Source organism: Streptomyces sp. NPDC016851 (genome assembly GCF_055562795.1).
Genome location: NZ_JBVHEP010000007.1, coordinates 136,462 through 151,253 on the forward strand (window position 1 = coordinate 136,462; position 14,792 = coordinate 151,253).

At 72.7% G+C, this 14,792-nt stretch carries 9 protein-coding genes; all 9 read left to right on the forward strand.

Features of this window, described 5'->3' with window-relative positions:
* Nucleotides 1-76 precede the first annotated feature (76 nt).
* The 9 genes from ACZ3I3_RS13730 to ACZ3I3_RS13770 all read left to right on the forward strand — a co-directional run bounded on the left by ACZ3I3_RS13730 (nt 77) and on the right by ACZ3I3_RS13770 (nt 14,791).
* Nucleotides 77-1,555, forward strand: a complete 1,479-nt coding sequence (locus ACZ3I3_RS13730; RefSeq protein ID WP_467364721.1) for a sugar transferase — start codon at nt 77-79, stop codon at nt 1,553-1,555.
* Between the two features lie 103 nt (nt 1,556-1,658).
* Entirely contained in the window at nt 1,659-2,975 is a 1,317-nt protein-coding gene (locus ACZ3I3_RS13735) for a nucleotide sugar dehydrogenase (protein WP_467364723.1), read from the forward strand.
* Complete coding sequence (locus ACZ3I3_RS13740) at nt 2,965-4,245, forward strand: glycosyltransferase family 4 protein (protein ID WP_467364725.1); 1,281 nt, start codon at nt 2,965-2,967, stop codon at nt 4,243-4,245. The genes ACZ3I3_RS13735 and ACZ3I3_RS13740 overlap by 11 nt, the downstream gene beginning before the upstream one ends.
* Nucleotides 4,242-5,639, forward strand: coding sequence for a Wzz/FepE/Etk N-terminal domain-containing protein (locus tag ACZ3I3_RS13745; protein WP_467364727.1), 1,398 nt, complete (start codon nt 4,242-4,244; stop codon nt 5,637-5,639). Before ACZ3I3_RS13740 ends, ACZ3I3_RS13745 begins: the two co-directional genes overlap by 4 nt.
* On the forward strand, nt 5,636-7,198 hold the full coding sequence (locus tag ACZ3I3_RS13750) for a Wzz/FepE/Etk N-terminal domain-containing protein (RefSeq protein ID WP_467364729.1): 1,563 nt from the start codon (nt 5,636-5,638) through the stop codon (nt 7,196-7,198). The genes ACZ3I3_RS13745 and ACZ3I3_RS13750 overlap by 4 nt, the downstream gene beginning before the upstream one ends.
* 3 nt (nt 7,199-7,201) lie before the next feature.
* Nucleotides 7,202-9,118 carry an asparagine synthase (glutamine-hydrolyzing) gene (gene asnB / locus ACZ3I3_RS13755; protein ID WP_467364731.1) on the forward strand — a complete coding sequence of 639 codons (1,917 nt, stop codon included), beginning with the start codon at nt 7,202-7,204 and terminating at the stop codon, nt 9,116-9,118.
* Nucleotides 9,115-11,295, forward strand: coding sequence for a bi-domain-containing oxidoreductase (locus tag ACZ3I3_RS13760; RefSeq protein WP_467364733.1), 2,181 nt, complete (start codon nt 9,115-9,117; stop codon nt 11,293-11,295). Before asnB ends, ACZ3I3_RS13760 begins: the two co-directional genes overlap by 4 nt.
* Nucleotides 11,292-13,244, forward strand: coding sequence for a heparinase II/III family protein (locus ACZ3I3_RS13765; protein WP_467364735.1), 1,953 nt, complete (start codon nt 11,292-11,294; stop codon nt 13,242-13,244). The genes ACZ3I3_RS13760 and ACZ3I3_RS13765 overlap by 4 nt, the downstream gene beginning before the upstream one ends.
* A 14-nt stretch (nt 13,245-13,258) precedes the next feature.
* Nucleotides 13,259-14,791, forward strand: coding sequence for a right-handed parallel beta-helix repeat-containing protein (locus tag ACZ3I3_RS13770; protein ID WP_467364737.1), 1,533 nt, complete (start codon nt 13,259-13,261; stop codon nt 14,789-14,791).
* Nucleotide 14,792: the final 1 nt, after the last annotated feature.

The window sequence follows — 14,792 nt, forward strand, 5'->3', positions numbered from 1 at the left end:
TGGGAGGCGGGGGCCTCCCGAGGCGAGGAACAGTGCGAGGCGAACACGTCGAGTTACTGGCGACTTGGGGGGTTCTGTGCAACAGGGGGAACTTGTCGACCCTTTTCCGTCGGCACGGGGGCAGTTGGCGAACGGGGCGATCAACCCGCAGGCGATCGACTGGGAACAGCGGTACCGCCGTACTGTGATCATCAGCGACACCGTGGCCACCGCCTTCGTGGTGGCGGCGATCGGCAACTTCTTCGGGGCCCGGGACGCGGCCAACTGGCATGAGAAGTGGGGCATTCTCGCGTTCGGCACCGAGCTGCTGGTGCTGGGGGCGCTCGCCGTGAGCCGGGCCTGGGCACCGGCCGTACTCGGCCAGGGCGCCGAGGAGTTCCGCCGCCTCGGACGCTCGCTGTTCACGGCGACCGTCGTCCTGGCGCTCGGCGGGATCGCCCTCACCTCGCGCAACATCAAGCTCTGGATCTTCGTCGCGATCCCCGCGATCGCGCTCGTCACCATGACCGCGCGGTATCTGCTGCGCCTCTCGCTGCACAAACAGCGCAAGGAAGGCCGGTGTCTGAGACCGGTGCTCGCCGCCGGGAGCCCGGCCACCGTGCGCGATCTGATCTCCCGGACCCGCAAGTTCCCGCACCTCGGCTGGCGCGTGGACGCGGTGTGCACGACGGACGGTCTCGGGCTCGACGGTGACCACCTGGACGGAGTGCCGGTCGTCGGCCGGCTGGCGGACGTCGCGGGCCACGTCCGCCGCGACGGCTACCGTGTCGTCGCGGTCACACCGGATCCGCACTGGTCACCGGACCGGCTGCAACGGCTGGCGTGGAACCTCGAGGGCAGCGACGCCGAGATGGTCGTGGCCCCCGTGCTGATGGAGGTGGCCGGCCCGCGGCTGCACGTCGACGCGGTGCTCGGGATACCGCTGCTGCGGGTCAGCATGCCGACCTTCACCGGGGGCCGCCGGGTGGTCAAAGGGGTCGTCGACCGGATGGGCGCGGCGATCCTGCTGCTGCTGTTCGCGCCGCTGATGGTGTGCGTCGGGCTGCTCGTTCTGCTGGACAGCCGGGGTGGGGCGTTCTACCGCCAGCGCAGGGTCGGCAAGGACGGCCGCGAGTTCACCATGCTCAAGTTCCGCACGATGGTCGCCGGGGCCGACCGGGCACGTGCCGAGCTGGCCGACCGCAACGAGGGCGCCGGCCCGCTGTTCAAGCTCCGCCGGGATCCGCGGGTGACCCGGGTGGGAGCGGTGCTGCGCCGGTACTCGCTCGACGAGCTCCCGCAGCTCTTCAACGTGGTCACCGGATCGATGTCGCTCGTCGGTCCGCGGCCTCCGCTGCCGGAGGAGTGCGCCGCGTACGCCCCGGACATCCGGCGGCGGTTGCTGGTCAAGCCCGGACTCACCGGTCTGTGGCAGATCAGCGGTCGCAGTGACCTGTCGTGGGAGGAGGCGGTCCGGCTGGACCTGCGCTACGTGGAGGACTGGTCGCTCGCCCTGGACTCGGTGATCTTGTGGAAGACGCTGCGTGCGGTGCTCCACGGGCAGGGCGCCTACTGATGAACGGAGGCCGACGTCCGGAGGGGGCGCGGACCGCGGGCCGAACGGGCCTGCTCGGGGGGACCGCAGACCACAAGGGTCTGCCTGGGGGGAGGGACGGGTCATGAGAGTCAGCGTTTTCGGGCTCGGCTACGTGGGCTGCGTGTCGGCCGCGTGCCTGGCCAGCATGGGCCACGAGGTCATCGGGGTGGACGTCAACCAGGTGAAGGTCGACCTGGTCAACGACGGCAAGGCCCCGGTGGTCGAGGAGCGGATCGGCGAGCTCATCGCCGAGGTCGTGCGCAGTGGAGCGTTGCGCGCCACCGGCGACGTCCGCGAGGCGGTCATGGGCAGCGAGGTGTCGCTGGTCTGTGTGGGCACGCCGTCGGAGCCCAACGGCAGCCTGTGCACGACGTACTTGGAGCGGGTCACCGAGCAGATCGGCGCCGCGCTGGCCGAGCGGGGCGGGCGGCACACGGTGGTGTTCCGCAGCACCATGCTCCCGGGCACCTGCCTGAACCTGCTGGTGCCGATCCTGGAGAAGTACGTCGGCGGCACGGCCGGGGTGGACATCGGGGTCGCGGTCAACCCCGAGTTCCTGCGCGAGGGCACGAGCGTGCGGGACTTCTTCGACCCGCCCAAGACGGTCATCGGCGAGCTCGACCCGGCCAGCGGCGACGCGGTGACGGCGCTGTACGAGGGCTTGCCCGGCGAGGTGTTCCGGGTGCCGGTCCCGACGGCCGAGGCGATCAAGTACGCGGACAACGCGTTCCACGGCCTCAAGATCGGCTTCGCGAACGAGCTGGGCGCGGTGTGCCAGGCGCTCGGGGTGGACTCGCACCAGGTGATGGACGTGTTCCTGGCCGACCGCAAGCTGAACATCAGCCCCGCCTATCTGCGGCCCGGCTTCGCCTTCGGCGGCTCCTGCCTGCCCAAGGACCTGCGCAGCCTGGTCCACGCGGCGCAGCGGGCCGACGTCTCGGTGCCCATCCTCGCCCACGTGCTGCCTTCCAACTCCGACCATCTGCAACGCGCGGTGGACCTGGTCGAGCGCACCGGCAAGCGCCGCATCGGCATGTTCGGGCTGTCCTTCAAGCCCGGCACCGACGACCTGCGCGAGAGCCCGCTCGTCGAGCTGGCGGAGAGGCTCTTCGGCAAGGGGTACGACCTGCGGATCTACGACGCCAACGTGAATCTCTCCCGGCTGATCGGCGCGAACCGCGAGTACATCGAGAACCGGCTGCCGCACCTCGCGCAGCTGCTCGCGGCGTCCGTGGACGAGGTGCTCGACCACGCCGAGGTGTGCCTGGTCGGGACCAGGGATCCGGCCGTGCTGGCGGCGCTGCCCCACAGCGAGGGCCCGGTGCTCGTCGACCTCGTCCACCTTCCCGACGCCGATGCGCGCCGGGCCGAACCGGGGTACGTGGGCCTTGCTTGGTGACAGATCGTTCGACGAAACAGCCGCAGCCGGCCGGTCCGGCCGGCGCGCGCTGATCCTGGTGGAGAACCTGTCGGTGCCGTTCGACCGGCGGGTGTGGCAGGAGTGCACGACGCTGCGCGACGCGGGCTGGACGGTGCACGTCATCTGTCCGCAGGGGAGCAAGCGCGACACGGAGCCGGAGGCGGTGATCGACGGGGTGCGGATCCACCGCTACCCGTTGCGCGCGGCCACCGGAGGGCCGGCCGGCTACCTGCGGGAGTACGGATCGGCGTTGTGGCACACGGCCCGGCTGGCCCGCAAGGTCGGCCCCGTCGACGTGGTCCACGCCTGCAACCCGCCCGACCTGCTGTTCCTGCCGGCGCTGTGGCTGAAGCGGCGCGGGGCGCGGTTCGTCTTCGACCAGCACGACCTGGTACCCGAGTTGTACCTCTCCCGGTTCGGCCGCGGCGAGGACCTGCTCTACCGCGCCGTGTGCGCGCTGGAACGGCGGACCTACCGGGCCGCGGACATCGTCCTCGCCACGAACGAGAGCTACCGGGACGTCGCGCTGCGCCGTGGCGGCCGGCGGCCCGAGGACGTCTTCGTGGTGCGCAGCGCACCCGCGGTCGACCGGTTCCAGCCGGTGCCGCCCGAGCCGGAGTTGAAGCGCGGCAAGCCCCATCTGCTGTGCTACCTCGGCGTGATGGGCCCGCAGGACGGTGTCGACTACGCCCTGCGCGCCCTGGCGAAACTGCGCGACGAGCTCGGGCGGACCGACTGGCATGCCGTGTTCGTCGGCTCCGGCGACGCCTTCGACGCGATGGTGGAACTGTCCCGGCGGCTCGGACTCTCCGAGCAGGTGCAGTTCACGGGGCGCGTTCCGGACGCCGATCTGGTGCGTTACCTGTCCACCGCGGACGTGTGCCTCTCCCCCGACCCGCGTAATCCGCTCAACGACGTGTCGACCATGAACAAGGTCCTGGAGTACATGGCGATGGGCCGGCCGATCGTCTCCTTCGACCTGAAGGAGGCGCGGGTCTCCGCCGGTGACGCCGCCGTGTACGCGCCCGCCGACGACGAGGCGGAGTTCGCCGGGCTCATCGCCATGCTGCTGGACGACCCGGAGAAGCGGGCCCGGATGGGCAAGATCGGCCAGGAGCGGATCAGCGGACCGCTCTCCTGGCGGAACTCGCAGGAGTCGCTGCTCGCCGCCTACGCCGCCGCCTGCCGTGACCGCACCGCGGCGTCGGCGGGCCGTCCGGCCCGCACAGGGAAGAGGCAGCGCCGTTGAGCGATGACACGATACGCCTGGTCACGATCGGGCGGATTCTCCGTCGGCGCGGGCGGCTTCTCGCCGTCCTCGCCGTGGTGGGCGCACTCGTCGGCTACGGCGCCTCGGTGGTGTTTCCGCCGCGCTACACGACGTCGGCGTTGGTGCTGCTGCCGGGGCAGTGGGAGGAGCGCGAGCTGCTGACGCAGGCGGAGATCGCGACCAGTTCGGTGGTGGTCGACCGCGCGGCCGCCGCACTCGGTTGGCCCGGTGTCAGCGGCAGGGAACTGCGGGACCGGGTCAGCGCCGAGACCGCCGACGGGAACATCATCAAGATCTCGGGCACGGCCGACACCCCGGAGCGTGCGCAGCGGCTCTCCGACCAGGTGGCCGAGCAGTTCGTCACCTTCGCCGCGCGACTCGCGGGCGACAACCCCGACCCCGAAGCGGCGGACGCGCCCGAGGAACTGCGCAGGACGGTGGTGCGGACCGACCGCCGCATCACCGACCTGGCCGAGGCGGCCGACCCGGGGCGGACCGTGGAGAGCGTGCAGGCCCGCACCGAGCTCGAGAAGCTGCGTGCCGCGCTGCTGGACGCCATGAAGAAGCTGGACGAGGCCGACCCGGCGACCGGCAAGGCCGGCATGGTCGTCATGGGGCCGGCGGCCCGGCCGACCGGCGAGGCGGCGCCGACGAGGGTGCAGCTCGTCGTCGCCGGGGCGCTGCTGTTCTTCCTGCTCGCGGTCGTCGGCCATCTCACCGCCGCACGGATGAGCCGCCGGCTGCGCACCGCACCGGAGATCGCCGCGGCGCTGGACTCGGCCCTGCTCGGTACCGTCGACGTCCCTGATGAACAGCCCGCGCACCGGCCGGGGGGCGGTGGCCCGCGGGCCCGGATCCGCCGGCTGCTGGGCCTCGACACCCGGTGGGACGTGCCGCCCCCGCAGCCGTCCGGCGGCGAGGCCGGCCGGCGGATCCGCTACCGGCGGGTGTGGGCCCGCCTCCGGGACCAGCTGCCGGACGCACGGCGGCTGCTGGTTGTCGTACCGGACAGCGACGAGGTCGCCGTCCGGGCCGCCGGGCAGCTCGTCGCCGAGGCCGGGAGCGAACCTTCCCCCGGCTCCCCGGACAGGGGATACCCCGTGCCACGGGTGGTGGGAGTTTCGGTGCCCGGGCCGCTGGTGCCGGACCGCGGCACCGAGTCCGGCGCCCTGGTGGTGCTCAGCGCGGGCAGCTGGACCGCGGGGGAGCTCGCCGGCGTCGCCGAGGCGTGTGCGGACGCGGGGCACGAGGTCGTCGGCGTCGTCGTCGCCGGCACGACCCGGGACCGCCCGACGCGGCCGCCCGGCCGTCCTGCCGACGAGGCCGCTCCGGAGCTCGCGGCTCACGGCCACGCGACGGGAGGTGCACGGTGACCACGACCGAGACGTCGGAACCGGCGGCCTCCGCTCCGCTGCTGGATCTGCAGGCGCTGGTGGTGGCGGTGCGCAGGCGGCGCCGCCTGTGGAGCTCCTTGGCGCTGCTGGGGCTGCTGATCGGCGCGGCCGTGGCGGTCCTGCTGCCGCCGCCGCCCAGCGCGGTGGCCAAGGTGCTGGTCGCGCACAAGGAGGACCAGCCGAACGACACCGGAACACTGATCCGCACCGACGTGGAGCTGCTGCACACCACACGGATCGCCGGCCAGGCCCTGCGGGCCCTCGAGTCCCCGGAAAACCCGGAGGACTTCATGCGGGACTACCGGGGCACCGGCCTGTCCAACAACGTGCTGCAGATCGAAGTGACGGGTGACAGCGACGCGGAAGCGGTGGCCCGGGCCAGGGCGCTGGCCGACGCGTTCGTCGCGGACCACGTGCGGCGGATGCGGGAGACCGCGAAGGCCGAGTCCAAGGCCCTCCTCGACCAGCGTGACCGTATGCGGAAGGAACTCGCCGGGGTCAACAAGGCGATCGGCGACGGACCGCCGGAGAGCAGCCCTGAGGCGTCGGCGAGCATGGAGTCGCTCTTCGCCCGCCGGGCCGAACTCACCTCGCGGATCGCCGACTTCGGCCAGCGCGCCGAGGAGGCGCGCATCGGCACGCCCCAACTCGTCGCCGGCACGCAGATCGTGGACGCCCCGCGCGCGATCCGGCACTCCCTGCCCAAGGCCGCTGTCACCGACGCCGGGATCGGACTCGTCCTCGGGCTCGTCCTCGGGCTCGCGGTGGCCGCGGTCGGCTCGGTGGTGGCGGACCGCCCCGTGCTGCGCCGGGACATCGCGGCGAACCTCGGCGCCTCGGTCATCGCGGAGCTGCCCCGCGCCCCCCGCCTGCCGGCGAGGCCGTGGCAGCGCCGCAGGACCCGGGCGGCGCGCGAACGGCTCACCACCTTCCTGGCCCGCACCGTGCGCGGCTCCGCGGAACCGGTGTCCCTGCTGGAACTGGGCTGTGCGCGCACCACGAGCGTCATCGCCGTGGACCTCGCCAGGGCACTGGCGGCCGAGGGGCCGGTGGTCGTCATCGACGGCCTGCCCGGACCGCAGCTCGCCGGCCGCCGCCCGAAGCCGGGAGACCCCGCCGTGGTCGGGGGCGAGCGTGCCGAGGCCGTGCCGGACCAGGAGCTGGGCCTCGGCGTCGGCTCGGTGGCGCCCGGCACGGCGTGGACCGACCTGCAGTACCTCGGCACCCGGACCGTGCTCGTCGTGCGTGCCGGGCACGGCAGCGCCGCCTGGCTGCACACCGTGGCGCGGCAACTCGCGGACCAGCGCATCGCCGTGATCGGCGTGGTGCTGATCGACCCCGATCCGCGGGACCGGACCGACGGCACGCTGTGGGACGGGCCGCACACCGCGCTGCGCGGCCGCGGCGAGCGGCCGGCCCGGCAGAACGGTGGGGGCACCTCCCACGCGGTTCAGGCAGTGGGAGAGGGCCGGCGGCGGACGGAGCGGCTGCCGATGTGGGCGGCAGGGGTCCCGGACAGCAACCAGGAGGCGCGGTAGCACATGTGTGGCATCGCAGGCACGTACCGATGGCCGGACGGGAAGGCCGTGACCGACCGGCTCACCCAGGCCCTCGCCCACCGCGGTCCGGACGGGGCGGGCCGCTACGGCCACGCCGCCGGTGACGGCGACGTACAGCTCGGGCACCGTCGGCTGGCCATCATCGACCTGTCCGAGACCGGCGCCCAGCCGATGGTCTCGGACGGCCTCGCCCTGACGTACAACGGCGAGCTGTACAACGCGCCCGAGCTGCGGGCCGAGCTGGCCGCCGCCGGGGTGCGCTTCCGCGGCACCTCCGACACCGAGGTGCTGCTGGAGGCCTGGCGGCGCTGGGGCACCGACTGCCTGCCCCGGCTGCGCGGCATGTTCGCGTTCGGCGTCTTCGACGAGCGCACCGGTGAACTGGTGCTGGCCCGCGACCAGTTGGGCATCAAGCCACTGTTCCTGCTCCGGCGGGGCGAGGGTCTGGTGTTCGCCTCGGAACTCAAGGCGCTCGCCGCCGTCACCGGCGGGTCGCTCCAGGTCGACCACGCGGCGCTGGTGGCCTCGCTGCTGTACTACTGGGTGCCCGACTCGCGCTGCGCGTTCCGCGAGGCGGAGAAGCTGCCGCCGGGCAGCTGGCTGCGGTGCCGGCCGGACGGCCGGGTGGAGCGGGGCCGGTACTGGAACCTGAAGGACGTCGCCGCCGAGGGCCGGGAGCGGGCGCTGGCCGGCGAGCTGCCGGACATCGCGGCCGTCGTCGAGGAGTCGACCCGGCGCCACCTGCTCTCGGACGTACCCGTGGCGACCTTCCTGTCCGGTGGTCTCGACTCCAGCTATCTGACCGCGCTGGCGGCCCGCGACCGGCCCGGTATCGCCGCTTACACGATCGGGTTCCGCGCCGAGGACGCCAGGTTCGAGGCGATGCCGGACGACCTGCGCTACGCCCGGCAGGTGGCCGAGCGGTTCGGCGTCGACCTGCGGGAGATCGAGATCGCTCCGGACGTGCTCGACCTGCTGCCGCGGATGACGTACCACCTGGACGAGCCGATCGGCGACCCCGCAGCGATCAACACGTACCTGATCTGCTCGGCCGCCCGGGAGGCCGGGGTCAAGGTGATGCTCTCGGGGATGGGCGCCGACGAGCTGTTCGCCGGGTACCGCAAGCACCTGGCCAATCTGCTGGCGCTGCGCTACCAGCGTGTGCCGCGGCCCCTGCGGCGCGGGGTGTCCGCGGCGGTGGACCGGCTGCCGGTCGCCACGTCCCGCCGGGGGTACCGCTCGGTGCGCTTCGCGAAGCGGTTCCTGTCCTTCGCCGACCTTCCGGAGGAGACCGCGTTCCGGCGCAGCTACACCATGTACGACCAGGCCGAGTTGCTCGCCCTGCTCGATCCGGACCTGGCCGGGACGGTCGGGGACGTGCTGACCGAGCATGCGGACACGTACCAGGACAACGACCTCGACGACTTCGTCAACCGCATGTGCCTGACCGACGCCCGGATGTTCCTGCCGGGCCTGAACCTCGCGTACACGGACCGCTCCAGCATGGCCGCGTCGACCGAGGTGCGGGTGCCGTACGTGGACGTCGAGGTGGTCAGGGCGGCGTTCGCCGTGCCCGGTGATCGCAAGATCGTCGGACGGCAGGGCAAGGCCGTCCTCAAGGAGGCGGCCGTCTCGGTCCTGCCCCGGGAGATCGTGTACCGGCCCAAGGGGCTGTTCAGTGCCCCGCTGCGGGCCTGGATGAGCCGGGATCTGGCGCCGCTGGTGCGCGAGGTGGTGAACGACGGCCTGCTCGTCCGTTCCGGGTTCCTGCGCCGCGACGCGCTGGCGCGGATGGTCGCCGAGGACGCGGCCGGGCAGCGGGACTTCTCCAAGCATCTGTGGCATGTGCTGACGCTCGAGTACTGGTACCGAGGCGCGACTTCTGGGGAGTTTGAGTGAAGCAGGTTGTGCAGAACTACAAGAGCGGCGAACTGGCGCTGCTCGACGTGCCGGTGCCGGGGTGCAAGCCGGACGGCGTGCTGGTCCGCAGCGCCTACTCGCTGATATCCACCGGGACCGAGCTCATGAAGGTGTCCGAGGCCGGCATGTCGATGCTCGGCAAGGCCCGCTCCCGGCCGGACCAGGTGGCCAAGGTCGTGCAGAGCGTGGCCACCAACGGGGTGCCCGCCACCTACCGCAAGGTGATGGGCAAGCTGGACTCCTACACGCCGCTGGGCTATTCGCTGTGCGGGGTGGTCGAGCAGGTCGGCGCCGGGATCGACGACGTGAAGGTCGGCGACCTCGTGGCCTGCGCCGGCAACGAGCACGCGCTGCACGCCGAACTGAACTGGGTGCCGAAGAACCTCTACGCCCCGGTGCCGGACGGCCTCGCGCCGCGCCACGCGGCCTTCGGCACCGTCGGGTCGATCGCGCTGCAGGGCGTCCGCCAGGGCGAGTCACAGCTCGGCGAAGTGGCACTCGTCATCGGCCTCGGGCTGATCGGGCAGCTGGTGGTGCAGCTGCTGGCCGCCTCGGGAGTCCGCGTCGTCGGGGCCGACCCCGACCCGGTGCGCTGCGAGCTCGCCGAGCGCCTCGGCGCGGCGGCCTGCGGCGATCCCGCCTCCGCGGCCGTGGAGACCGCCGTCGCCGAACTGACCGGCGGCCACGGCGTGGACCAGGTGTACCTGGCCGCCGGCGGCGGCAGCAACCAGCCCGTCGAACTGGCCGCCCGGCTGAGCCGGGACCGCGGCCGGGTCGTCGACATCGGCAAGTGCAGCCTGGACCTGCCGTGGAACGCGTACTACGAGAAGGAGCTCGACGTCCGGTTCTCCCGCTCTTACGGCCCCGGGCGCTACGACCCGGAGTACGAGCTGGAGGGGCGCGACTACCCGATCGGCTACGTGCGCTGGACCGAGCGCCGCAACCTGGCGTGCTTCCTCGATCTCATGGCCCGCGGCCACGTCGACGTGGAGCCCCTGATCTCCCACATCGCCGACTTCGACGACGCCGTCGAGACGTACCGGAGCCTGAAGGACGGCGAACTGAAGGCCGTGGCGGTGCTGTTCCGCTACCCGGACCAGGCGCCGGAGGCGCCGGCCCCCTCGGTGGCCGTGCCCGCGGTGTCCACTGAAGGCGTGAAGCCCAGTCCGGCCCGGGCCGCCAGGACTCCGGTGCGCCTCGCGTTCGTCGGCGCGGGAAACTACGCGACGTCGATGCTGCTGCCGCACCTGGCGCAGCGCGACGGCGTCGAGTTGTCGACCGTCGTCACCACGACGGCGCTGTCCGGGGCCAACGCGCAGCGGAAGTTCGGCTTCGCCGGGGCGACCACCGACCTCGACGCCGTGCTCGGCGACCCGTCGGTCGACGCGGTGTTCGTCGTCACCCGGCACAGCTCCCACGCCGAACTGACCCGGAAAGCGCTGCTGGCCGGCAAGGCGGTGTTCGTGGAGAAGCCCCTGGCCCTCACCGAGGACGAGCTGGCCGGTGTGCTCGCGGCGGTGGAGGAGTCCGGCAACGACCGGCTGCAGGTGGGCTTCAACCGCCGGTTCGCGCCGCTGCTGCAGGAGGCCAGGAAGCGGTTCGGCCCTCTGACCGGTCCGGCGAGCCTGCGCTACCTGGTCAACGCGGGCCGGCTGGACCACGGCAGCTGGTACCTCCAGCAGGGCACCGAGGGCTCGCGGTTCGCCGGCGAGGGCGGGCACTTCATCGACACGGCGAGCTGGCTGCTCGACGCCGACCCCGTCTCCGTGTACGCGACCGGCACGCCCGGCAACGAGGACCTGCAGGTCGTGCTGCGTTACCCGGGCGGCTCCACCGCCACCATCAGCTACGTCACCACCGGCGCGCCCGGCTTCCCCAAGGAGACGCTGGACCTGGTCGCGGACGGCAAGGTGCTGCGGCTCGACGACTTCGTCCGGGCCTCGGTCCACGGCCCCAAGAAGTGGGTCAGTTCGCGCCTTCCCAAGGCCCGGGACAAGGGCCAGAACGCCGAACTGGCCGCGTTCGTCAAGGCCGTGCGGACAGGCGGGCCGATGCCGGTGCCGCTCCAGTCGCTGGTCGCCACCACGGCGGCCACCCTCGCCGTGCAGGCCGGCCTGGCCGGCGGCGCGCCGGTGACGTTGGAGAGCGCGCGATGACCATGAGCGCGAGCTGGTACCTGCGGCGGCTGTCCCGGATGGGGCCGCGGGAGGTCGGCGGCCGGGTGGGCGACGCGGTGCGCAGGCGACGGTGGCGGTCGGCGCGGCCGACGTGCCCGCGCGTGACCGGCGCCCGGTTCACCGCGGTGCTGCCCGCCGGGGCGATCGCCGCGATCCCGCCGGACGCCGTGAAACGGCTCGTCGCCGAAGCCGACCGGCTGATGGCCGGGCACGCCGAGTTCTTCGGGGTGGTCCGCGACGACCTGGTCCACCCGGACTGGTGGTACGACCCGAAGACCGGGCTCCGGCCTCCGTGGGGCTACGCCTTCGACGTGCCGTACCGGGACGAGGCCACGGTCGGGGACATCAAGCAGATCTGGGAGCTGTCCCGGCACCAGTACCTCACCCAGCTCGCCGGCGCCTACGCGGTCACCGGCGACGAGCGGTACGCCGAGCGCGTGGCCGAGCACCTGCGGTCGTGGTGGGCGGCCAACGCGCCGCTGCGCGGAGTGCACTGGACCAGCGGCATCGAGCTGGGGATCCGGCTGCTGTCGTGGGTGTGGATCCGCCGGCTGCTCGACGGCTGGCCGGGCGCGGCCGGGCTGTTCGAGGACAACCCGGTGGCGCTGAACCAGATCTGGCACCACCAGCGCTGGCTGGCCGCCTTCCCCAGCCGGGGCTCGTCGGCGAACAACCACGTCATCGCCGAGGCCGCCGGGCAGTTCGCAGCGGCCTGCGCGTTCGGGTGGTTCCCCGCCTCGGCGCGCTGGCGAGCCGACGCGCTGCGGACGCTGGAGCGGCACCTGCGCGGCAACACCTTCGGCTCCGGCCTCAACCGCGAGCTGGCCACCGAGTACCACGGACTGGTGCTGGAGCTCGGCCTGGCCGCGGTGGCCGAGGCGGATGCCCGGGGCGTGCCGGTCCCCGCGTCGGTCCGGCTGGTGCTGCTGCGGATGACGGACGCGCTCGCCGCCGTCGTGGACAGCCGGCTGCGGCCGCCGCGCCAGGGAGACGCGGACGACGGGCACGGTCTGGTCGTGGACGGCGCGGGCACCGACCGCTGGGCCTCACTGCTGGCCACCGGGGACGCGGTGTTCGGCCGGCTCGCCTGGTGGCCGGAGGTGACCGGCACCGATGTGCGCACCCCGCTGCTGGCCGCGCTCATCAAGCCCGCCGAACTGTCCGTGACCCGCCCGGCGAGCCGGCCGGCTCACTTCGCGGACGCCGGCATGACCATCCTGCGCGGTCCGGGAGAGATCTGGTGCCGCTGCGACGGTGGTCCGCACGGGTTCCTGTCCATCGCCGCGCACGCCCACGCGGACGCGCTGTCCGTGGAGGTCCGGCACGACGGGGTCGACGTACTCGCCGACCCGGGGACGTACTGCTACCACGGGCAGCCCGAGTGGCGGCAGTACTTCCGGTCCACCCTCGGCCACAACACCCTGCAGCTGGACGGCGGTGACCAGTCCGTCTCCGGCGGTCCGTTCCTGTGGACCCGGCATGCAAAGACCCGCGTCCTGGTCGCGGACACCTCCGATGAGGGGGTGGCCCGCTGGTGCGCCGAGCACGACGGTTACCGGCCCGCCGTGCACCGCCGCCGGGTGGAGCTGACGGCCGCGAGCCGGGAGTTGCGGGTGGTCGACGAGGTCCGCGGCCGACACGGCCCGCGCCGGGAGGTACGCCTGGCGTTCCACCTCGGCCCGGCGATCGCCGCGGACCTGGTGGGGAACCGGGCACAGCTCACCTGGACCCGCGACGGCGAGGACCGCTCCGCGGTGCTCGACCTGCCCGGGCAGCTGACCTGGCGGGCGCATCGCGGCGAGACCGGCCCGCCGCTGGGCTGGTACTCCCCCGGCTTCGGACGCAAGGAACCCACCACCACGCTGGTCGGCACGGGTTTCGCCGACGGCGCGGAGGACTTCACCACCCTGCTCAGGTTCTGCGGCTAGGGGAGGGCGAGCGCGTGGGGATCAGGAGACGGCACGGGGCGTTGGCGGCGGGATCGCTGGCGCTGGCTCTGCTGTCCGCGACGGGCTGTACGAGCGCGCCGAGCGCCGGGTCGGAGCCGACCGTCGCGCCGTCCGCGTCCCGGTCCGTCGCCGTGGCCCGGGTGTGCGCCAAGCCCACTGCCGGTCCGGCGAAGGCGCCGGCGGGCGCGGTGACGGTCGACCCCGCGGTGGCCGGTGACCTGGCCGCGAAGACCAAGAGCAGTCCCCCGCACACCACGTTCTGGCTCCGGCCGGGCAAGCACCGGCTCGACCCGGACCGCTACGCCCAGGTCATCCCCAAGGAGGGCAACCGCTACCTCGGTGCGCCGGGCGCGGTGCTCGACGGCGGGAGGAAGAACCAGTACGCGTTCGGCGGCACCGCCCGCGACGTGACCATCCGCCACCTGACCGTGCAGCGTTTCGTCGCGCCGCACGACGAGGGCGTGGTCAACCACGACTCGGCCGACGGGTGGGTGATCGAGCACGCGACGATCCAGCACAACTCCGGCGCCGGGCTGATGGCCGGTGCCCGCCAGCGGGTCCGTGCCAGCTGTCTGCGCGGCAACGGCCAGTACGGCATGAACGCGTACAAGGGCGAAGGGCGGATCAGCGGCCTGGTGGTCGAGGGCAACGAGATCACGGGCAACAACACCGGCGACTGGGAGCGGCGGCGGCCGGGCTGCGGCTGTACCGGGGGCGTCAAGTTCTGGGCCGTCGACGGTGCCGACGTACGCGGCAACTGGGTGCACGGCAACCGCGGAGCCGGGTTGTGGGCGGACACCAACAACAACGACTTCCGCATCGAGAACAACGTGCTGGAGGCCAACGACGGCGCCGCGCTGATCTACGAGACCAGCTACAACGCGGTCATCCGGAAGAACACGATCCGGCGGAACAACTGGGTCGACGGCCGCAAGGCGGCCGACCGCGGCGACAGCTTCCCGTTCGCGACCGTCTACCTGTCCGAGTCCGGCGGCGAACCACGGGTCAAGGCCCGCACGGACAGGATCGAGATCGCGCAGAACGTGCTGGAGGACAACTGGTCCGGGATCACCCTGTGGGAGAACGCCGACCGGTTCTGCAACAGCCCGGCCAACACCTCCTCCGGTGACTGCACGTTGCTGGTGCGGGACACCGACCGCTGTGCGCGGCCCGCGATCGCCACCGCGCCGCTCTACGCCGACTGCCGCTGGAAGACCCAGCGGGTGGACATCCACCACAACCGCTTCGTGCTGGACCCGTCCGTCGTCAAGTGCGCGGTGAAGTGCGGCCGCATGGCGGTGCTGGCCAACTACGGCACCTATCCGGACTGGTCGCCGTACCAGGGCGAGCGGGTGGCCGAGGCGATCACCCGCAAGCAGCACAACCGCTGGCACGACAACGTCTACGTCGGACCCTGGACCTTCGTCGCCCACGACCCGAGCCGGGAGCTCGACTCCGGGCAGTGGCAGGGCATGCCGTACCGGCAGGACGCGGACAGCACCTTCCGCGCACGGGACGGTGGTTGAG

Coding starts and splice junctions, on each gene's coding strand:
- ACZ3I3_RS13735 (WP_467364723.1), top strand. CDS start 1,659: ATGAGAGTCAGCGTTTTCGGGCTCGGCTACGTGGGCTGCGTGTCGGCC.
- asnB (WP_467364731.1), top strand. CDS start 7,202: ATGTGTGGCATCGCAGGCACGTACCGATGGCCGGACGGGAAGGCCGTG.
- ACZ3I3_RS13765 (WP_467364735.1), top strand. CDS start 11,292: ATGACCATGAGCGCGAGCTGGTACCTGCGGCGGCTGTCCCGGATGGGG.